Consider the following 19,527-nt stretch of genomic DNA (forward strand, 5'->3'; position numbering starts at 1 on the left):
GGCGGTGACGCGCGAACCAGGCACAGCGGCATACGGCATCGTGCGTGTCAGTGGAAATCGTCACACTCGTCGAGTAACCCGCGGGTAGTCGGCAGGTGCCGGAAACGCGGCGATAGGGTGCGCAGGTGGCCACCAACACTCTCCCAAGGACGGGACCCGCAACGGCGCGCCGCACCACCGTGTTCATGAAGGTTGTCATGGCCGCGTCCGGTGCGCTCTTCGTCCTGTACGTCCTCCTGCACATGTACGGCAACCTGCACATCTTCAGCGGCGTCAAGGCGTTCGATGACTATGCGCTCTCCCTGCGGACGATGTTCACACCGATCCTGCCCTTCGGCGGGTTCCTCTGGGTCCTGCGCGCGCTGCTCGTCCTCGCGGTGGTCGCCCACCTGTGGGCCGCGTTCCACCTGTGGAGCCGCGCCAACGGGGCGCGGGCCACGCGTTACTACGCCAAGGAGGCCGCCAAGGCCGCGGCGAAGTCGAAGATGATGCGGTGGGGTGGCGTCGCGATCATCCTCTTCGTCATCTGGCACCTGCTCCAGTTCACCTGGGTGAAGTTCAATGTCGGCCCCGACAGGGCCGGCGACAGTGTCGGCCTGCTCGTCATCAGCAGCTTCCAGGTGTGGTGGGTCACCCTCATCTACGTGCTCGCCATGATCGCGCTCGGACTGCACCTCTGGCACGGCGTCTTCAGCGCCAGCCAGACCCTCGGCTTCTCGACGACGGCGAGGGCGCGCAGCCGCGCCCGGGCCACGGCGACGATCATCGCCCTCGTGACAGCCGTGGGCTTCATCCTGCCGCCGCTCGCCATACTCTTCGGATTCGTCAAGGGGAACTGATCGATGACTGAACTGATCCACGGCCTCTACACCGAGGGCGACCCGATCCGGGACACCAAGACCCCCCGGGGTCCCATCGCGGACAAGTGGAGCACCCGCAAGTTCGAGTCCGGCCTCGTCAACCCCGCCAACCGACGCAAGCTGTCGGTCATCATCGTCGGCACCGGCCTCGCCGGTGGGGCGGCCGCGGCGACGCTCGGCGAGGCGGGCTACCACGTCAAGTCCTTCTGCTACCAGGACTCCCCCCGTCGCGCGCACTCGATCGCCGCCCAGGGTGGCATCAACGCCGCGAAGAACTACAAGAACGACGGCGACTCGACGTACCGCCTCTTCTACGACACCGTCAAGGGCGGCGACTACCGCTCGCGTGAGTCGAACGTCTACCGCCTGGCCGAGGTGAGCGCGAACATCATCGACCAGTGCGTCGCCCAGGGTGTGCCCTTCGCCCGCGAGTACGGCGGCCTGCTCGACAACCGCTCCTTCGGTGGCGTGCAGGTGTCTCGGACGTTCTACGCCCGCGGCCAGACCGGGCAGCAGCTCCTGCTGGGCGCCTACCAGGCGCTGGAGCGGCAGGTCGCGGCCGGCACGGTCGAGATGTTCAGCCGCCACGAGATGCTCGAGATCATCGTCGTCGACGGGCGGGCCCGCGGCATCATCGCCCGCGACCTCGTGACCGGTGACATCGAGACCCACCTCGCGGACGCCGTCGTGCTGGCCAGCGGCGGCTACGGCAACGTCTTCTTCCTGTCGACCAACGCCATGGGCTCCAACGTCACGGCGACATGGCGGGCGCACCGCAAGGGCGCCCACTTCGCCAACCCGTGCTACACGCAGATCCACCCGACGTGCATCCCCGTCGCCGGCGAGTACCAGAGCAAGCTGACCCTGATGTCAGAGTCGCTGCGCAACGACGGCCGGATCTGGGTGCCCAAACGGGTCGAGGACTGCGAGAAGGACCCACGCCAGATCCCCGAGGAGGACCGCGACTACTACCTCGAGCGGATCTACCCCTCCTTCGGCAACCTCGTCCCCCGCGACATCGCCTCGCGAGCCGCGAAGAACGTCTGTGACGAGGGCCGCGGCGTCGGCCCCAAGGTCGGCGACTTCCGGCGCGGCGTCTACCTCGACTTCACCGACGCCCTCAAGCGGATGAGCAAGGAGGCCGTCGCAGAGAAGTACGGCAACCTGCTCGACATGTACCAGCGGATCACGGGCGAGAACCCCTACGAGGTGCCGATGCGCATCTACCCCGCGGTGCACTACACCATGGGCGGTCTCTGGGTCGACTACGACCTCGAGTCGACGATCCCCGGCCTCTTCGTGGCCGGAGAGGCGAACTTCAGCGACCACGGCGCGAACCGTCTCGGCGCCTCGGCCCTGATGCAGGGCTTGGGCGACGGGTACTTCGTCCTGCCGCACACGATCCGCGACTACCTCGCCAAGGGCCCGTTCCCCAAGGTCGACGAGGACGACCCGGCGGTCGTCGAGGCGCGGGCAGCCGTCGATGCCCGGGTCGCCCGGCTGCTCGAGATCAACGGTGACCGCTCGGTCGACTCCTTCCACCGCGAGCTCGGCAACATCATGTGGGAGTACTGCGGGATGGAGCGCACGGAGGAGGGCCTGCTCAAGGGGATCGACCTCATCCGCGGGCTCCGGGACGAGTTCTGGCGCAACGTGCGCGTCCTCGGCGCGGCCGACACCCTCAACCAGAGCCTCGAGAAGGCGGGCCGCGTGGCCGACTTCCTCGAGCTCGGCGAGCTGATGTGCGTCGACGCCCTCCACCGCCGCGAGTCCTGCGGTGGCCACTTCCGGGCCGAGAGCCAGACCGAGGACGGCGAAGCCCTGCGCCACGACGAGCAGTTCGCCTACGTCGCGGCGTGGGAGTGGGGCGGCGACAACGGCGGCGCTCCGATCCTGCACAAGGAAGACCTGGTCTATGAGTTCGTCGAGATGAAGCAGCGGAGCTACAAGTGAGCGGGATGAACCTGACCCTGAAGATCTGGCGGCAGCCCGGGCCCAAGGCCAGGGGCGAGATGGTGACCTACCCGGTCACCGACATCTCTCCCGACATGTCGTTCCTCGAGATGCTCGACGTGCTCAACGAGCAGCTCATCGCCCGCGGCGAGGAGCCGATCGCCTTCGACTCCGACTGCCGTGAGGGCATCTGCGGGATGTGCGGGCTGATGATCTCCGGCCAGGCGCACGGCCCCGAGGTGACGACGACGTGCCAGCTGCACATGCGCTCGTTCCACGACGGCGACGAGATCACCATCGAGCCGTGGCGGGCCGACGCCTTCCCGGTCATCAAGGACCTCGTCGTCGACCGCGAGGCGTTCGACCGGATCATCCAGGCTGGCGGCTTCATCAGCGCCAACACGGGGTCGGCCCCCGAGGCCCACTCGGTGCCCGTGCCGAAGCCGAACGCAGACCGCTCGTTCATGGCGGCCGCCTGTATCGGTTGCGGCGCCTGCGTCGCGGCGTGCCCCAACGCCTCCGGCATGCTCTTCCTCGGCGCGAAGGTCACCCACCTCGGCGAGCTGCCTCAGGGCCAGCCGGAGCGGGACGCCCGGGTCGTCGCCATGGTGAACCAGCACGACAACGAGGGCTTCGGCGGCTGCACGAACATTGGCGAGTGCTCGCGGGCGTGCCCGAAGGAGATCCCGCAGGACGTCATCAACCAGCTCAACCAGGACCTGCTTCGCGCCTTCGCAAGCGGCCGGTGACGACCTGACCGCCGTTGACGGGGCCCGTCCCCTTCCGAGGGGGCGGGCCTTGCCCCGTGGCCGTATGCCGCTGAGCTCGCGTGATCACGCGGGTGCTGTCCCGCAGCTGGCGGGGTCAGTCGGGTTAGCCTGTCGGCGATGATCCGACCCACCGCAGTGCCGCGTGGTTCCCGGGCTGCCGCGCGAGTCGGGGTCGGTGCCGCCTGTCTGGCCATGCTCGCCTCCGTCACGCTCGGGCTCCCGGGCGCGGTGGCTCGCACGCCGGCCTCCGCTGCGGCAACGCCCCGCTGCCAGGAGTGGCAGACGATCACGCAGGTGCCGGTCCCGGGACCGCGGCGATCGGCGAGCGGAACGACCACGACGACGCCGACGCCCAGGACCACGCCCGTGTGCCGGAAGGCGCCGCCCACGCCCTTCGCCCACCCGGCTTGGGCGCCCGAGAGCGTGGTCGGCGGCACGGCTCTGGACGCGACCGGGGTGCTTGTCGACCTGCCTCCCGGGACGCCGGCCCCACCCACGGTGCCGGACGTCGCCTACGTGGTCGCCGACATGGACAGCGGCGAGGTGCTCGCCGCGAAGTCCCCGCACGCCTGGCTCCGGCCGGCGAGCACGCTCAAGACCCTGACCGCCCTGACCCTGATCCCTCGGCTCGACCCGCGTCAGGTCGTGGTCGCGAAGCCCGAGCACGCAGCCGCGGCGGGGACGCGGGTCGGCATCCTGGCCGGGAACGGCTACCCCGTCGGTCGCCTGTTCGATGCCCTGTTGATGTCATCCGCCAACGACGCGGCGTACCTGCTCGCCGATGCCGCCGGAGGACCGGAGCAGACCGCCGCCCTGATGAACGAGGCGGCGGCCGGTATCGGTGCCCACGACACCGTCGCCGTCGACCCGAGCGGCCTCGATGAGGACGGCCAGCGCTCCAGCGCCTATGACCTGGCCCTCATCGGCCGGGCGGCGATGAAGCTGCCCGACTTCCGCGCCTACGTCCTCAAGCGCAACGCGATGTTCCCGGGAGGGAGGGCCCCGTCCACCGGCAAGGTCTACCGGCCCTTCCAGATCCAGAACATCAACGAGCTGCTGCCGCACTATCGCGGAGCGATCGGGATCAAGCCCGGGCGGACCAACCGGGCGCAACACACCTTCATCGGCGCCGCCACACGGGATGGCAGGACGCTGATCGTCAGCCAGATGGGTAGCACGACCGGCGACTGGGAGGACACGGCGGCCCTACTGGACTGGGGCTTTGCGAACGCTGCGGCGGTCGTGCCGGTGGGGCGCCTCGTCGAGCCGGGCGAGGCCGGCCCGCCGCGCGCTGCTCCGACGGCACCGGCGAGTGTGACGGGTACGCCGGTCCCCTCCCCCTCGGCGATGCCGGCTCCGGCAGCTCTCGAGCCACAGCCGCAGGCTGACCTGGGACAACAGATCGCCGCCGTAGTGGCGACGTGGGGCATTGCGGCGCTGGGCGTGGCCGTTCTCGGGCTGGCGGTTGTGCTCGTCGCACGTCGACGGCTGGGCTCCAGAAGGCGCTGAGCCTCGGCGGGTCATCGGACTCGCGAGGCCTTCGCTAGGGTCCGACTGTGCGCCGGACGACGATGACCCTGGTCCTGGCTACGGCGTCAGTGGGCACGGCTCTCGCGTTGCTGTTCGCCTGGGCCACACCGCCAGGACAGCCCTATGACGAGCCGGCCCATTGGGCCAACGTCCTCTTCTACGCGGTCAACCACCGAATGCCGGTGCTCGGCGAGACGGGCACGCAGTACGAGGCGCAGATGGGCCCGGGCTACTACGCCCCAAGTGGACTTCTGGTTGACCTGTCCGGACTCGGGACCGGGACAGCGGCGTTCTGGCTCATCCGGCTGGCCTGGATCGTCCTCGTGCCGCTGCTGGTCCTCCTGACCATGCGCGCCGCGAGGGTATTGGGCACGGGCCGAAGGGCCTCGATCTCGGCCGCAATGCTTGTCGCCGCCAACCCCCTCATGCTCGCCATGGGCTCAACGATCCAGAACGACTACCTGGCCATGGTCGTCGCCACGGTCGGAGTCCTCTTGGGGATCCATCTCTTCCAGAGCCGGGAGCCGCTCCTCCGGGGCCACTTCGCCCTCGGCGTGGTGGTCGGGCTGGCCATCCTGGTCAAGGTCGTCGCCGTGGCCCTCTTGCCGGCGATCCTGATCACCCAGGTGCTGCGGAGCGGCGTTGCCACCCGGGTGCGAGCTGCCCAAATGCTGGCGACCACCCTTGCCGCCGCAGCGACGTCGGGGTGGTGGTTCGTTCGCAACCTCGTTCTCTACGGCGACCTCACCGGGGACCAGGGGATTGGCAGCCTTGGAGTTGGCTTCCCACCGATGCGGCTGTCCAGCATTGAGGACGTCATGACCTGGGTCGGCTCGATCGTGTCCTACCTCTTCGTCCCGGTCGAGTACTACCGCAACGTCATCGACGCTCCCCCAGCCCTGGAGGTCCTGGCGATCGTGCTGGCGGCTGGCGTGCTGGCGCTGCTGGTTCGAGCGTATGTGCCGTGGCGTGGGGTGCGGGGCGGGATCGGCCGGTGGCGCACCAACCCGGATCGCCTGCTGCTCGTGTGCGTGCTTTCGATGACCGCGTTGGCCTACCTCGTGTATGCGCTGGCAGTCGCGTGGATCGCGGCCCGGTTGCTGTTCCTGGCGGCGCCGGTTGCGGCCATCGTCCTGGCGGCGGCGGGACGCGACCGCATCGGGCGGGCGGTGGTCAACGCCGTGATCGTCTCGTTCCTGCTCGTCGACGTGTGGTTGCTCATCAACCTGGCGGCCCTCCCCCCTGCCGAGTACTGGATCTTCTGAGTCTCCGGGCGGAAGCTCACCGGCGCCTGTCCCGCAGCGCGCCGATGGTCAGCGCGCCCAGCGCGCCGAGCACCGCTCCGGCTGCGAAGGAGACCCGGTCACCCGCTCGACTCGGCGGTGCCTCGGTGACGACGTGAGCGGCATACGGCATGACGGTGAGCGGGGACGTCGCGACTGGGGCCACGTCGACGCCAACGAGGCGGGCCATGTCCAGGTTGTCGGCCGCCCACGACGAGGAGAAGAGGACCACCCGCGCCATGAGGTTGAGCCAGACGAGAAGGCCGGCCGCCACGGCGACGGTTCCCAGCAGCGGGTTCGACGTGGCGCGCTCGACCAGCAGGCCGCCGAAGTACTTCAGCGCGGTGAGCATGACGGCACCCACGATCGCCCCGGTGCGGACGTTCACCCACGGAAGGGGGACTCCGGAGAGGACCCGGATGAGGATCACCATGAGCAGAGCATCGAAGAGGACACCCAGAAGGAGCCCAGTAGCGGTGAGCAGTACAGGGTCGCCCGGTAGCAGCTCGATCCGGCCGGCGATGCTTTCTGCCCAGCCGCCGACGCCGCTGGTGACAATGGCCGACAGGGCGATTCCCACCCCCAACGTGAGCAGTACGCCGAGGTCCCGTGCCTTCGCCAGCACCGGGTTGCCCGGCGCCGCGTCAAGGCCGAACACGCCGCGGATACCCCTGCGCAGGGCGCCGACCCAGCCGAGGCCGGCCCAGACGAGCGTGATGAACGAGACGATCCCCGTGATCGTCAGGGTGGAGATCTCTGGGGCGGAGATGCCGATGATCCCGTCGGGGTTGTCCGCCGTCTTCACGATGCCGGGGAAGGTCTGGTTGAGCGACTGGGCGATCGTCTCGAGGATGTCGGGCCGCCCCTGCAGGAAGAAGGCGAATGCCGTGAACGCGAGCGCGAGCGCCGGGAAGATCGAGAAGAAGGCAAAGTAGCCGACGCCCGCGGCGAGGAGCTTGCCGTTGGCGTCCAGGTACCTCCTCCAGGATCGGTATGGGGGTGTGGCCGTGGCACGGTCGACGAGGTCCTTGAACGCCATGACCGAGTCACTCTCCTTGCGTGGCCGCTCCGAGTCTGAAGTCGTGCTTGGGCCGCCATACCTCGTCAGCACCCAGCTCATAGAGGTGGAAGCCGTCGACGGTGAAGGCGATGTGGAAGTCGGCGAGCTCGTCGAAGGCCCGGTCGAGGGCGTCATCCGGAACGTTGTGGGCGATCGTCACGTGCGGGTGGTAGTAGAAGTCGAGCTGCCGCTGCAGTGGTCCCGATCGCAGGGCCGTCTCGAGCCTCTCGCAGGCAGAGACGCCTTGGGCAACCTGGATGTAGACGACGTCGGAGATGGGCCGGAAGGTGCCGGTCCCACGGAGGACGACCTCGAAGCTGTCGCGCTCACTGGCCACCTGCTTGCAGTGGGCGATGAAGTCCTCGAACACCCCGTCCTCGACCAACGTCGGCGGCACCAGCGTGATGTGGGCCGGGATGGCCCACGCCGACGGATCACCGAAGGCCGCACGCCGCTCCTGGAGGAACTCGCCGTGCGGAGACGGGATCGGGATGGAGACACCGATCGTCGTTGGTTCGGTCACATGACGAACCGTACCCAACGCCGTGGTGGGCGAGGTGCACTAGGTGAGGGAACCAAGCCGGACCAGCCGGTCAAAAGCCTCGTTCGAGCGGCGCACCTCGTCGAACGTGCCCATCGAGACCACCCGGCCGTCCTCCAGGAACGCGATCGCGTCGGCGTGACGGACGGTGGAGAGCCGATGAGCAACGATGACGACGGTGACGTGTCCACGCAGCGCGGTGATCGCAGCGCTGATCCGGTGCTCGGTCTCGTTGTCCAGGGCTGAGGTTGCCTCGTCGAGGACGAGGAGCTTCGGCTGTCGGTAGAGCGCCCGCGCTATCCCGACGCGCTGGCGTTGTCCGCCCGACAACCGGGAACCCCGCTCGCCGATGTAGGTGTCGATGCCCTTCGGGAGCGCTGCGACAAGATCGCCGAGCTGCGCCTGTTCCACTGCCTCGGCCAGCTGGTGGGCATCGATCTTGTCGGGCGGCTGGTCGAAGGCGATGTTCTCGGCGAGGGTGCCATCGAGGAGGAACACGTCCTGTGGGACGTAGCCGATGTTGGCCTGCCACGCGCGCACGTCCTCTGCCACGTCGCGCCCGTCGACCGTGATCCTGCCCTGGTCTGGGCGGTGCAGTCCGAGGAGCACGTCGACCAGGGTCGTCTTGCCGGCGCCGCTCCCCCCGACGAGCGCGAGCGACCGTCCATAGGGCACCCGGAGAGACACTCCCTCCAAAGCGGGCCGGTCTGCTCCGGGATAGCGGAACCCCACGTCCTCGACGATGACGTCGTGGTCGAACGCCAGCCGTTCGTCGGTGGCCGGCACCGGTTGACGGGTGGCTCCCATCCGCTGAAGCTCCGCGTGCACGAGCCCGAGGTACGGCAGCCCGAATCGGATACTGTTGACGGCCCCCAGCAGGGCCGTCACGGCTGGCAGCGTGCGGAAGCCCGCCGCGACGAACATGGCCAGGAGGCCGACGATGGCACCCGCTCCCGTCTGCCCGGGGCCGGACGCGCTCCCGATGACGAGGATGACCCCGACGGCGATGATGAACAGGATCTCCAGCAGGTACCGGGGCGCCGCACCGATGAACTCGGCAATCTGCGCGGGACGGACTCCCCGACGCGAGGCGGCCTCGAAACGCCCGACGAAGACGGCCTCGCTGCCCCGCACTCGCGTCTCCTTGAGCCCACCGAGCGCGGCCAGCGCGGAACGCCACGCCGCTTCCGACGCTGCTGCCGATGCATGACCCGCTCGAACGGCCTTCGGCTTCATGAAGCGGAGGTAGGCAGCCGACGCAAGGCCGAGATAGACGACGAGCACGATCGTCGGCAACGGCGCCGTGTAGAGCAGCGCCGCAAGGATGGCCAGCATCGAGAGCGCGCTGGTGACGACCAACATCAGCCCGTAGACGACACTCCCGTACACCTGCGTGACGGCGTCGACCATGGTGCGAATCAGCTCTGACGTGCTGCGCCGAGAGATCTCGGTATACGGCGAGCTGAGGAAGTGGCCCAGGATGGCGCTCGACGTCTTCACCCTGTTGATGCCCTTGAACCGCGCCATCCACCATGTGAAGCCGAGGGCCCCCAGATCCTTGGCGACGAAGAGGGCGACCACGAGGAGAGTGACGTACAGGGTGAGCCGATTCGGTGGCGGATCGCCAAGAACCCGCGACACGGTGGCCATGATTCCCTCAGTGGGAGCGTTGCCCGCGGCGAGCTCGACCAGAGGCAGCATGAGCACGATCGCCGCGGTGTCCAGCAGTGCAAACAACAGGGACACCACGGTCGCCAGTCCCAGTCGGAGCTTGGTCGGCCGGTCGAGAACGTCCCCCAGCTGGGCCATGAGATGTCGCATCGAGCGACATGCTACGGGTTGGCGCCGGGGGCACTCGCGATTCCCTCCAGACTCAGGCGGGCCGCACCGCCCAGACGAGCAGCGGCTTGCTCACCGCTCCCCAGGAGAGCTCGTCCAGTACCTGTGCTCGAGCATGCCGCCCGGCGCGCTCGTAGTGCTCGGGTCGGGCCCGCACTGCGGCGAGGACAGCCACCCAGCGGTGAGGGTCGTCGGAGACGCAGACCGGCAGCGAGCTGCGAAGCGGCGCGCCATCGATGGTGGCGAGGACCGGCGCGCCCGAAGCCAGTGCCTCCGCGTACTTCAGCGGCGAGCCGACCCCGTTGTGGACGGGGACGACCACCGCTGTGGCGTCGGCCAGGAACTCGCTCACCGAGGGCACCCGCCCGACGGCGTGCACGCCAGCAGGGAGTGGTTGTGCTACGCCGGTTCCGGCGATCTGACAGGTCCAGCCCGACGTGTGATCGAGCCCCGCCCAGACCTCGTCGAGAAACCATCGGAGGCCCGCGGCGTTCGGGGCCCAGCCCCAGTTGCCGAAGAGCTTGATGACGGGGCGAGGAGCAGGCACCCGAGGTGCCGTCCACTCGTCCGGATCTATCCCGTGCGGGAGCACGATGGGCTCGGTGGAAAGGCCGAGCAGTCCGGCTTCCTTCTCCGAGCAGACGGCGACCGAGGCACCCCGCGAGATGATCTCCTTCTCGACCTCCTGCCAGCGGCTCGCGTCGTCGAGGCGCCCGTGGCCGCGGTGCCATGCGCTTAGGACGTTGTGCATGTCGACCAGCACCCTGGTCGAATCCAGGCGCCGGAGCAGTCGCTGCCAGGTGGGCCACGATTCGGTGTGGGCGATCAGGACCGCATCCCAGGACTCGGCGGCGAGACGCCGCATGAGCAGCGCATGCCGCGCAGCTGGCAGACCTCGCCAAGCGCGGGGGCTCGTCCGGTGGACGCGGGCGATGGCGCAGACGGCCTGGTCCGACTGCGGCCCCGCCAGCGTCACGACCGTGACGTCGACGCCGGCTCCGACGAGGGCGGCGATCTGAAAGTACTGCCGACGCTGACCACCTTGGCCGTGTCGATCCGGAGTCTCGTTGCTCAGCCAGAGGATTCGGGCCGCGGTCGAGGTCACGTGCTCACCGTATCGACAGCGGTCGTCGGGCCGATCAGTCCGCCGTGGCAACGTCTACGATCGGGCGCGTGCCGATCAACGCCCGACCCCGCCGCATTGCGCTGGTCACCTCGTCCTTCGCACCGCATGTCGGCGGCGTCGAGGAGCACGTGCGCCACGTTGCGCGTGAGCTGACGAACCTCGGCCACAGCGTGGAGGTCTGGACTGTCGACCGTGGTGAGCATCTCGGTCAGCAGCTCGTCGACGGCCAGACCGTTCACCATCTTCCGACCCCGCTCCCGGCCCGATCGGCGCGGGCCCTGTGGTCGTATGCCGCTCAGGCACCTTCCGCGTGGCTGCGCTGGGTCGGTGTGCAGCGAGCCTTTCGACCAGACATTCTCCACGTCCAGTGTTTCGGGCCCAACGGGCTCTACGCACTGGCGCTGCACCGCAGGTTTCGGACCCCGCTCGTCGTGAGCTCCCATGGTGAGACGTTTGCTGACGACCATGCGGTCTTCGACAGGTCTGCTCTGCTCCGGGCCGGACTGCGCAGTGCCCTGGCTCGGGCGACCGCGACCACTGGCTGTTCACAGTTCGTCCTCGACCACCTGGCGGACCACTTCGGACTCGGCGGTGGTGTTGTCGTCCCAAACGGGGTCGATCAGCATGTCTCATCCTGCGCACGCGAGACCTGGCCAGCTCCGTACGTCTTCGCGGTGGGTCGGCTCGGCAGACAGAAGGGGTTCGACCTGCTGCTGTCCGGCTATGCCGCTTCCTCGCTGCCGAGACAAGGCGTCCGCCTCGTCATCGGGGGCGACGGGCCCGAGCGCACTGCTCTGGAGGAGCAGCGACGGGGGCTGGGTCTCGACCGGATGGTCGCACTGCCCGGGCGGCTCTCGGCGGAAGAGGTCGCCGGCGGCATGGCGGCAGCGGTCGCCGTCGTCGTGCCGAGCAGGATCGAGGCCTTCGGCATCGTGGCCCTGGAAGCCTGGCGGAGTGGCTCCCCGCTCATCATGACGAGCCGCGGGGGCGGCCCTGAACTCGTACGCGATGGCGTTGACGCAATGGTGATCGACCCCGCGGACCGTGCTTCGCTGGCCGGTGCGCTCGACACGCTGCGGGCCGACCCTGCCCTCGCTGCCAGACTCTCCAGTGCCGGCGGCGAGCGCGTCCGCGGATTCACCTGGGAGGCAACGGCAGCGGCATACGACAACGTGTACTCCACGACGGGACGGTGATCCGTGATCGCATACGAACACCGGCTTCGCCGTAGAGCGCGAGTCCTGAAGAGAGTCGCCACCATGCTGACTCGGCGGACGCTGAGAACTCGGGGCATCGTCGTGCCCGCCTACTGGTGGGACGGTCACCCGAACTTCGGAGACGACCTCACGCCTTGGCTGCTGCCCCGCCTGGGCGTGGCCCCGATCCACCGGGAACCGGAGCACGCGCGGCTCAGCGGTGTCGGGAGCATCCTCGAGTTCCTCCCTCCCGATTGGGAGGGGGCGATCTGGGGCAGCGGCCTCATGTCGGATCACCAGTACAGCCTGCCGCGCGCCCACGTCCTCGCCGTCCGAGGACACCTGACAGCTGAGCGCATCGGTGCCGCCGAGGGATGTGCCCTGGGCGATCCGGGGATCCTGGTGGCACGCTTCCTCCCCGCCCCACGGAAGCGGTGGGATGTCGCAATCGTGCCTCACGGCCACCACCGAGCGCACCGCGAATTCCTCCGCATCGCCACGGCAGGTGACGACTCCGTTCGCGTCGTCAACGTGCACCAGAGCGCAGGCCGAGCCGTGCCGGAGATCGCTGCGGCGAGCGCCGTGATCACCACATCACTTCATGGCCTCATCACGGCAGACGCCTACGGGATCCCAGCCGTCTGGACGACCTTGGAACCAGGCCTTGGGGGCGGTGACTTCAAGTTCCGCGACTACGAATCGGTCGTCACGCCGGGACACAGCCGTTTCGTTGCCTTCCGACCGGGGATGCCTGTCCACGAACTCGTCACGGCTGCTTGGGCAGCGCCACGCGACACGGTGACCACGAGCGGCAACGCCTTGGTGGCCGCGCTCAAACGGCTCCCTGAGGTCGTCGAGGTCGGACCCTTCCCGCGCGAGGTCCTCGCTGTCCTGCGGCGTGCCTGACGCCGAATCATCAACGTCTGAATGCGGGTGCCCGATGGAGCAGCGAAGGGAGCCGCTGCTCGAGCGCCGCGCGGCTCGGTAGCACGGCCGTCACCAGCGCCCTGACGCTCCGATCTGTCGGCTCGACCCCGAACTCGTGTGCGACACGGCGCGAGACTGGCCGGCCAAACCCGCCCATCGATATGCCTGAGTGGTTCTCACCTGTCGCGACACGGTACAGAGCGCCAGGAAAGGGAACCTCGGCGATGGGGTGCCCCTCGGAGGCCAGGTCGTCGCTGATGTGCAGGTGAGAGCCGAAGTGACGCGCCAACCGCTCGCCGAGCGCTGCAACGACCTCCTCCTGAGTGGATGACGTGGTCAACCCAGCGGGTAGCGGGTAGTGGCGTCGATGAATGATGTAGCCAGTCCCGCAGTGTCGATGGAACTCCGGTTGGGCCCGGATCGAGCGTCGGTCACTGACCCATCTCCAGCCGCGTGTGACGCGCCAGCCATCGGCATCCGGCGACCCGTTGGACAACGCGGCCAGACGTCGCGAAACCAGGTCATCAGCATCGAAGAACATGACATGGTCTGGCTTCAAGGTTTGCGCTGCGACGAGGCCGACGGCCAACTTGGTGCCCTTGTCGAGAAGCACCGCCTCAACGCCGGTCAATGGACCCGCCACCTCGCTCGGCGGATCAAAGTTGACCTGAACCCACTCGACCCCAGCTGGCAGACTGGCGGGCCGGCGGTTCCCCACGACCCATACGGTGAAGTCGGGGCAGCTCTGGCGAAGGACCGAGGCGAGGGAGTCCTCAAGGAGGCGCTCAACCCTCCGGTAGTCGCCGCTGTTGTGCGGGTGGCGCAGGGAGGTGATGAACGCGAGCATGGCCGAGACCCTAGACCTGCGGGGTCGCACCGACGGAAGCCCACACGCGGGCGTGCTCGCGAGCAGAGCGTTCCCACGTGAAGAGCGCAGCCCGGGCACGCCCCCTGTCGACCAAGGCCGTCACATCGGCGTGCCCCGAGGTCGCTTCGATGATTCCTTCGGCAATGGCAGCGCCGGTGGGCTCGACGAGTAGGCCCGCGTCGGCGACCACCTCAGGCAGCGAGCTCGTGCGCGCCGCGACAACGGGCACACCGGCCGCCATTGCCTCGAGGGCAGGGAGCCCGAAACCCTCGTACAGCGACGGGACGACCACGGCGCTGGCTGCCGCGACGAGGCCCGGCACGGCTTGGTCCGGCAGCCGGCCCACGAGGCGGGTGCCGGGCAGTGCCACGAAGAGATCCGTGCGGCGCGGATGTGGCGGCCCCGCGAGCACGAGGTCGAGGTCAGGGCGGGTGGCACGCACGAGCGGCCAAGCCGCAGCGAGCGCCTCGAGGTTCTTGCGTCGTGCGGCACCACCCGCGTGCAGCACGAAGGGCCGCTCGATTCCCCACTGTTTCAACGTGGTCGAGTCGTGCGGCGTCGCCTGGAAGAACGCGGCATCGACACCGTTGTGCACGACATGCGGGTCACGAATGCCGAGCAGATCCTGCGCCTCGCTGGCGCTGAACTCCGAGACGCAGATGACCGCAGCAGCACGTCGTGCCTCTTCGGCGGCGGCTGGGACGGGCGGCGACTCGTCCGGGAAGCGCCAGGCAACGACGTCGTGGATGGTGACGATGTCTCCTCGCGGTGCCGGGGGCAGCTCCAGGTTCATCCGGTGGGACACCTGGGCCCGGCCGTAGAACAGCCTGCCCAGTTCACGTCGCACGACGGCAGGAGCGATTGCGACCTTGGCCACCGGAAGTCGGCGATTGCCGCGCAGCGAGGACCGAACTGAGCGAGTGACGAGGCGGCGTACCTCCCACTCGTCGGCCCCGACCTCCAGCAACGCCCCCTCGGCGCGACGTGCGACCTGCTCCTGGTACACCTGTGCACCCATCGGCGCCTCGGTGGCGATGGTTGCGATGCAGAGGCGCTGGCCTACCGTCACTCTCGCGCAGAACTGGGCAGCAGGCCGACCGTGTCATAAACGCGGCGGGCCGTTGCCTCGGCCACCTCGGCCGCCCGTTGCGCGCCGTCGGCCAGGATCTTGTCGAGCTGCGCCCGGTCCCCCATGAGCTCGAGGACCCGCTCCCGGAACGGGCCGATCGCACCGACGACAACCTCAGCGACGTCCTTCTTGAGATCGCCGTATCCCTTGCCGGCGTAGGTCGCCTCGAGGGCGCTGATCGGGGTGCCCGACAGGGCCGAGTGGATGGAGAGGAGGTTGGACACGCCGGGCTTGGTCTCCGGGTCGTACCGGATCTCACGCTCGGCATCGGTCACCGCCGACTTGATCTTCTTGACGATGCGCGCTGGGTCCTCGAGCAGCGCGATGAGCCCGGCATCTGTGCCCGCGGACTTGCTCATCTTGGCGGTGGGCTCCTGGAGATCCTGGATCTTCGCGATCTCCCGGATGATGTGCGGCTCCGGCACCACCAGCGTGTCGCCGAATCGTTGGTTGAACCGGCCAGCGAGGTCCCGCGTGATCTCGAGGTGCTGGCGCTGGTCCTCCCCCACCGGCACGACGTCGGCGTCATAGATGAGGATGTCGGCCGCCATGAGGATGGGATAGGTGAAGAGCCCGACGTTCGCGGGGGCGCCCTTGGCCGTCTTGTCCTTGAACTGGGTCATCCGGCTGGCCTCACCGAACCCCGTGATCGTCGAGAGCACCCAGGCCAGCTCGGTGTGCGCCGCGACATGGCTCTGGACGAAGAGCACCGACCGCTCTGGATCAACGCCGCCAGCGATGAACTGCGCCGCAGTGACCCGCGTCCGCTCACGCAGGACGTGGGGATCCGGCGCGACGGTCAGCGCGTGCAGATCTGCGACGAAGTAGAAGGCGTCATGGGTCTCCTGGAGCTTGACCCACTCGACGAGCGCACCGATGTAGTTGCCGAGGTGGAGCGAGTCGCTCGTCGGCTGCATGCCGGACAGGCTGCGGGGTTGGCGGGTCGAAGGCATGGCTGCATTCTGGCGCATGCACGCGGCCCCGCCGAATCGGCGTCAGCCCTCCGGTATGGACCTGACGATGACGGGCACTGTCAGTGGCCCAGTCCTCGATTCACTAGGGTGGCGCCGGAGGGAGGGCCGATGGAGGACCGACCGCGGCCGCCACGGCCGCTGCATGTCGCGGTAGTTGACCACACCGCACAACTCGGCGGCGCTGAGCTGGCTCTGGTGCGGTTGCTCGAGGCGATCGGAGACACCGTCCGCGTGACCGTCGTGCTGTTCGAGGAAGGACCCCTCGCGGATCGGCTCCGGAACAGCGGGCGGGACGTGCGAGTCCTGGCTCTTCCCACATCCGTGAACGCGATCCGGCGGGACGAGCTGGGGTCGAGCACGGCGCTGCGATCGATAGGTCGCATCGCGCGGCATGGGTTCCGTCTCGCGCGGCTGATCAGGTCCCTCGAGGTGGACGTGGTGCACGCGACGTCGCTGAAGGCGAACCTGCTCACCGCTGCGCTGCGGCCGCTGATCCGCCGCCCGCTCGTGTGGCACGTGCACGACCGCATCGCTCCGGACTATCTGCCGGCACGGACGGTGAAGCTGGTGAGGCGGCTGGCTCGGGTTCCGCGCGTGGTCGTCGCCAACTCGGCGGCGACCGCGGCCACCCTGAGTTCGCGACCTGACGCGATCGTCGCTGCCCCCGGCCTGTCCCCCGAGCAGATCCGGGACAGTCCGCGGCCTCGACCCTCGGGCCCGGCAACGATCGGCGTGGTCGGGCGCATCAGTGAGACCAAGGACCAGCTCACCTTCGTGCGTGCAGCAGCACAGGTTCGCGATCGAAACGGAGCAGCGAGTTTTGTCGTGATCGGTGCGCCCGCCTTCGGTGCGGACGCCTATGCGGAGGTCGTCGCCTCCGAGGTGAGCCGCCTGGGCCTGGACGAGGTCGTGCACTTCACCGGTTTCGTCGACGATCCGACTCGGCTCGTCGACGAGCTGACCGTTGCCGTACACACAGCGGCCGTCCCCGAACCGTTCGGCCAGGTCGTCACGGAGGCCATGGCCCGGGGGGTTCCTGTCATCGCCACGTCCGGAGGCGGGGTCAACGAGATCTTCGAGCACGGCTCGAACAGTGTCGGCTGGCTGGTGCCTCCGGCGTCTCCGGACCAGCTCGCGAGCGCCATCGTTGCCGCGCTGGCTGACCCCACCGAGGCCGAAAGGCGCGCCGCGAGAGGGTGGGAGATGGTCCGGGCCCGGTACCCCGTGAGCCGAACGGCGGAGCTGGTCCGGCAGGCGTGGTCGTCCGCCGCGGCGAGCCAGCGCCCCGCACGGCGGCGGAGCTGACCTCGTCGCGTCGTCGTTACGTCGCCGTCACGCGGTCGAGAACCTCGGCGAACTGCTCGACCCGATCGTGCCACGAGGGCACCCCCGAGACAGCCACCTGCTCGCGGGGCACCCGGTCCGGGACGCGTTCCGCGACCGCCGACGCGAAGGCTGACTTGTCCACAACGGTGATCATTGCGTCCGCCGCCTCTCGAAAGCCTGCCACCGGAGTGCTGACCACCGGCCGGCCCGCGGCCAGGTATTCATAGCGCTTGATCGGATCCAGGCTGTCGGTGAACGGCGTGACGACGTGCGGCACGACGAGGACCTCGGCGTGCTGCAGGTACGCCGGTACGTGTGCGGCCGGACGGGGGCCGAGGAGCAGCACCCCTGATCCCTCGAGCTGGGCTCGGTCGCCCGACGACAACGCCAGCGGCCCAACCACCACGAGTCGGCCACGGTCGCGCAGGGCCCGCGCGGTGTCGACGCACAGGGCTAGGTCGATCCGGTCCCGATGGACCGTGCCCACGTAGAGGGCATAGGGCTCGGCAGGCACGTCGCTCGGCCGCGGTTGACGCTGCTCATAGGCCGCCACGTCAACAGCGTTGGGGACGAGGACCACGTCTCGTCGGACACCCTTGGTGCGCGCCAGTGTCGGCGAACAGACGACGACCTCTCGCGCCCTGTCCATCAGCAGCTCCTCGGCGCGGGCCCGACGTTCCGTCTCCACAGCCGGCCTGTCCGCCAGTAGCCAGTCGTCCGTGATGTCATAGAGCGCCGGCCAGTCGGTGGCATCGAGAACGGCCGCACCATCCGGGTCGTTCACCCACAGCGTGGGCGTCTCGAAACCTAGCCGGCGGGCGGCGGCCACCACTCGGGCGGCCAGCCCGGCGTCGGCCCCGGGGGCCAGGCGCCGCGGAAGCCACTTGGCGCCCTCCAGCAGCCAGAGACGGCCGGCCCGACCCTGAGGTAGAGCTGGCCCACGGCGTAGCCCGCGCGGCCATCGTGGCCGTCGCCGCTGGAACAGGTCGTGGAGCGGATCCACGGCAGGCTCGACGAACAGAACTCGCAGGGTCGGATCTCGGTCGAGCAGTCCGGCGATGAGGTGTTGGTTCCGTCGCCACACGTCATCCCACTTCTCGAGGGACAGAACCACGACGTCGGTCACAGCACACTCCGATACACGGCCTCGGTCGCGCACGCCTGCGCCTCGAGCGAGAACTCGCCTTGCTGTGCTGAACGGAGCCGAGCACCGAGCTCCCCCCGCAGGACCTCGTCCGCCGCGAGCGCGCGGAGGATGTCGGCACCGGCCGAAAGATTGCCCACGGGATAGCAGAGCTCCGGCGCCACGGACCCGACTGTCTCCAGATGTCCCCCACCGTTGGCGGCGACCACCGGCAGTCCATGGCTCATGGCTTCGAGCACCGTCAGCCCGAGCGCCTCGTCGGGGCGGGGCGCGAGGAGGATGGCTGCATCTGCCATCAGTGCGTCGACGTCCCGACGCAGGCCGAGGAATCGCACGCTGGAATCCAGCCCGCGCTCCGCGACCAGCGCTCGCAGGCGCCCGAGGTCCGCGCCCGACCCAGCGATGTCGAGATGCCAGCCCGCGGCTGCCAAGCCGGACGTCGCGAAGCACTCGATGGCATCTGCCGTGCGCTTCTCCGGCTGGAGCCGCTGTGCCACGAGCACCATCCGGGAACGGCTCGCAGCCCGGTTGCTCAGCTCGGCGGATGCGACCCCGGAGAGGACGACGGTAGCCGGTTGCTCCACATGCTCGGCGACATAGCGGCTGACCGCGATCTGGGCGGCGATACGTCGTGACGCCCACCGCGACACGACCCCAGCGGCCCACGATGACTGCCCCCGGCGGGCAGCGAAGTGGCGCGTAGCCACGACCGGGACGTGTCGGCTCTTCCATGCCATGGCTGCCGCGATCTCGGCGGCGGTCATGTGGACATTGAAGATGTCGGCATCGCCGAGGAGGTTGAGGACCGATCGCATGCGTCTGACGGTCCGAGCCGGGATGTGGCGAATGTCGGGGCGATCCATGACGGCGCTCATGGTGGGGGCATGGCCTCCAGCGACGACGACCTCGTGGCCGTGATCGGCCTGTGCGGCTGCGAGTACCGCGACGTGCCTTTCCACGCCGGCGAAGGCGTCGGTGCACACCGCATGGACGATCTTCAT

17 protein-coding genes are annotated in these 19,527 nt (G+C 68.9%); 8 read left to right on the forward strand and 9 right to left on the reverse strand.

All coding sequences use genetic code 11. From position 1 onward, the window contains the following. Positions 1 to 125 precede the first annotated feature (125 nt). The 5 genes from ABF401_RS19485 to ABF401_RS19505 all read left to right on the forward strand — a co-directional run bounded on the left by ABF401_RS19485 (position 126) and on the right by ABF401_RS19505 (position 6,378). Complete coding sequence (locus ABF401_RS19485; RefSeq protein ID WP_353511246.1) at positions 126 to 839, forward strand: succinate dehydrogenase cytochrome b subunit; 714 nt, start codon at positions 126 to 128, stop codon at positions 837 to 839. Positions 840 to 842: 3 nt separating this feature from the next. Beyond that, positions 843 to 2,813, forward strand: a complete 1,971-nt coding sequence (locus ABF401_RS19490; protein WP_353511247.1) for a fumarate reductase/succinate dehydrogenase flavoprotein subunit — start codon at positions 843 to 845, stop codon at positions 2,811 to 2,813. A 5-nt stretch (positions 2,814 to 2,818) separates the two neighbouring features. Then, positions 2,819 to 3,562 (forward strand): succinate dehydrogenase/fumarate reductase iron-sulfur subunit, encoded by a 744-nt coding sequence (locus tag ABF401_RS19495; RefSeq protein WP_353511248.1) that lies wholly within the window; start codon positions 2,819 to 2,821, stop codon positions 3,560 to 3,562. A 138-nt stretch (positions 3,563 to 3,700) separates the two neighbouring features. Beyond that, positions 3,701 to 5,092 carry a D-alanyl-D-alanine carboxypeptidase family protein gene (locus ABF401_RS19500; protein ID WP_353511249.1) on the forward strand — a complete coding sequence of 464 codons (1,392 nt, stop codon included), beginning with the start codon at positions 3,701 to 3,703 and terminating at the stop codon, positions 5,090 to 5,092. A 47-nt stretch (positions 5,093 to 5,139) separates the two neighbouring features. Next, positions 5,140 to 6,378 carry a glycosyltransferase family 39 protein gene (locus ABF401_RS19505; protein ID WP_353511250.1) on the forward strand — a complete coding sequence of 413 codons (1,239 nt, stop codon included), beginning with the start codon at positions 5,140 to 5,142 and terminating at the stop codon, positions 6,376 to 6,378. Positions 6,379 to 6,394: 16 nt separating this feature from the next. Here the strand turns inward: ABF401_RS19505 and ABF401_RS19510 are convergent, their stop codons facing one another. From ABF401_RS19510 to ABF401_RS19525, 4 genes are read right to left on the reverse strand one after another with little or no spacing between them, the layout of a single operon-like run. Then, positions 6,395 to 7,435: a YihY/virulence factor BrkB family protein gene (locus ABF401_RS19510; RefSeq protein ID WP_353511251.1), complete on the reverse strand. Its 1,041-nt coding sequence runs from the start codon at positions 7,433 to 7,435 to the stop codon at positions 6,395 to 6,397. 7 nt (positions 7,436 to 7,442) lie between these two features. After that, the gene (locus ABF401_RS19515; protein ID WP_353511252.1) at positions 7,443 to 7,979 is read right to left on the reverse strand and encodes a 2'-5' RNA ligase family protein; all 537 of its coding nucleotides are present in this window, start codon (positions 7,977 to 7,979) and stop codon (positions 7,443 to 7,445) included. A 39-nt stretch (positions 7,980 to 8,018) separates the two neighbouring features. Beyond that, entirely contained in the window at positions 8,019 to 9,818 is a 1,800-nt protein-coding gene (locus ABF401_RS19520) for an ABC transporter ATP-binding protein (RefSeq protein WP_353511253.1), read from the reverse strand. A 52-nt stretch (positions 9,819 to 9,870) separates the two neighbouring features. Beyond that, on the reverse strand, positions 9,871 to 10,941 hold the full coding sequence (locus ABF401_RS19525) for a glycosyltransferase family 4 protein (RefSeq protein ID WP_353511254.1): 1,071 nt from the start codon (positions 10,939 to 10,941) through the stop codon (positions 9,871 to 9,873). Positions 10,942 to 11,009: 68 nt separating this feature from the next. Between ABF401_RS19525 and ABF401_RS19530 the strand changes: the two genes are divergently transcribed. Both ABF401_RS19530 and ABF401_RS19535 read left to right on the forward strand, forming a co-directional pair. Continuing rightward, the gene (locus ABF401_RS19530) at positions 11,010 to 12,158 is read left to right on the forward strand and encodes a glycosyltransferase family 4 protein (protein WP_353511255.1); all 1,149 of its coding nucleotides are present in this window, start codon (positions 11,010 to 11,012) and stop codon (positions 12,156 to 12,158) included. A gap of 63 nt (positions 12,159 to 12,221) precedes the next feature. Further along, positions 12,222 to 13,064: a polysaccharide pyruvyl transferase family protein gene (locus ABF401_RS19535; RefSeq protein ID WP_353511256.1), complete on the forward strand. Its 843-nt coding sequence runs from the start codon at positions 12,222 to 12,224 to the stop codon at positions 13,062 to 13,064. Positions 13,065 to 13,074: 10 nt separating this feature from the next. On the opposite strand, the gene ABF401_RS19540 is transcribed toward ABF401_RS19535, so the two are convergent. From ABF401_RS19540 to trpS, 3 genes are all read right to left on the reverse strand, one after another. Beyond that, positions 13,075 to 13,716, reverse strand: a complete 642-nt coding sequence (locus ABF401_RS19540; RefSeq protein WP_353511257.1) for a hypothetical protein — start codon at positions 13,714 to 13,716, stop codon at positions 13,075 to 13,077. A 226-nt stretch (positions 13,717 to 13,942) separates the two neighbouring features. Then, positions 13,943 to 14,971 carry a glycosyltransferase family 4 protein gene (locus ABF401_RS19545; RefSeq protein WP_353511258.1) on the reverse strand — a complete coding sequence of 343 codons (1,029 nt, stop codon included), beginning with the start codon at positions 14,969 to 14,971 and terminating at the stop codon, positions 13,943 to 13,945. 47 nt (positions 14,972 to 15,018) lie between these two features. Next, positions 15,019 to 16,035: a tryptophan--tRNA ligase gene (trpS, locus tag ABF401_RS19550; RefSeq protein ID WP_353511259.1), complete on the reverse strand. Its 1,017-nt coding sequence runs from the start codon at positions 16,033 to 16,035 to the stop codon at positions 15,019 to 15,021. A 129-nt stretch (positions 16,036 to 16,164) separates the two neighbouring features. Here trpS and ABF401_RS19555 point away from each other — a divergent pair, with 129 nt between their 5' ends. After that, positions 16,165 to 17,361, forward strand: a complete 1,197-nt coding sequence (locus ABF401_RS19555) for a glycosyltransferase (RefSeq protein WP_353511260.1) — start codon at positions 16,165 to 16,167, stop codon at positions 17,359 to 17,361. 16 nt (positions 17,362 to 17,377) lie between these two features. Here ABF401_RS19555 and ABF401_RS19560 read toward each other — a convergent pair whose 3' ends face one another. Beyond that, on the reverse strand, positions 17,378 to 18,508 hold the full coding sequence (locus ABF401_RS19560; RefSeq protein ID WP_353511261.1) for a glycosyltransferase: 1,131 nt from the start codon (positions 18,506 to 18,508) through the stop codon (positions 17,378 to 17,380). Then, positions 18,505 to 19,527: a glycosyltransferase family 4 protein gene (locus tag ABF401_RS19565; protein WP_353511262.1), complete on the reverse strand. Its 1,023-nt coding sequence runs from the start codon at positions 19,525 to 19,527 to the stop codon at positions 18,505 to 18,507. Before ABF401_RS19565 ends, ABF401_RS19560 begins: the two co-directional genes overlap by 4 nt.

The organism is Intrasporangium sp. (assembly GCF_040414665.1).
GTDB lineage: Bacteria > Actinomycetota > Actinomycetes > Actinomycetales > Dermatophilaceae > Intrasporangium.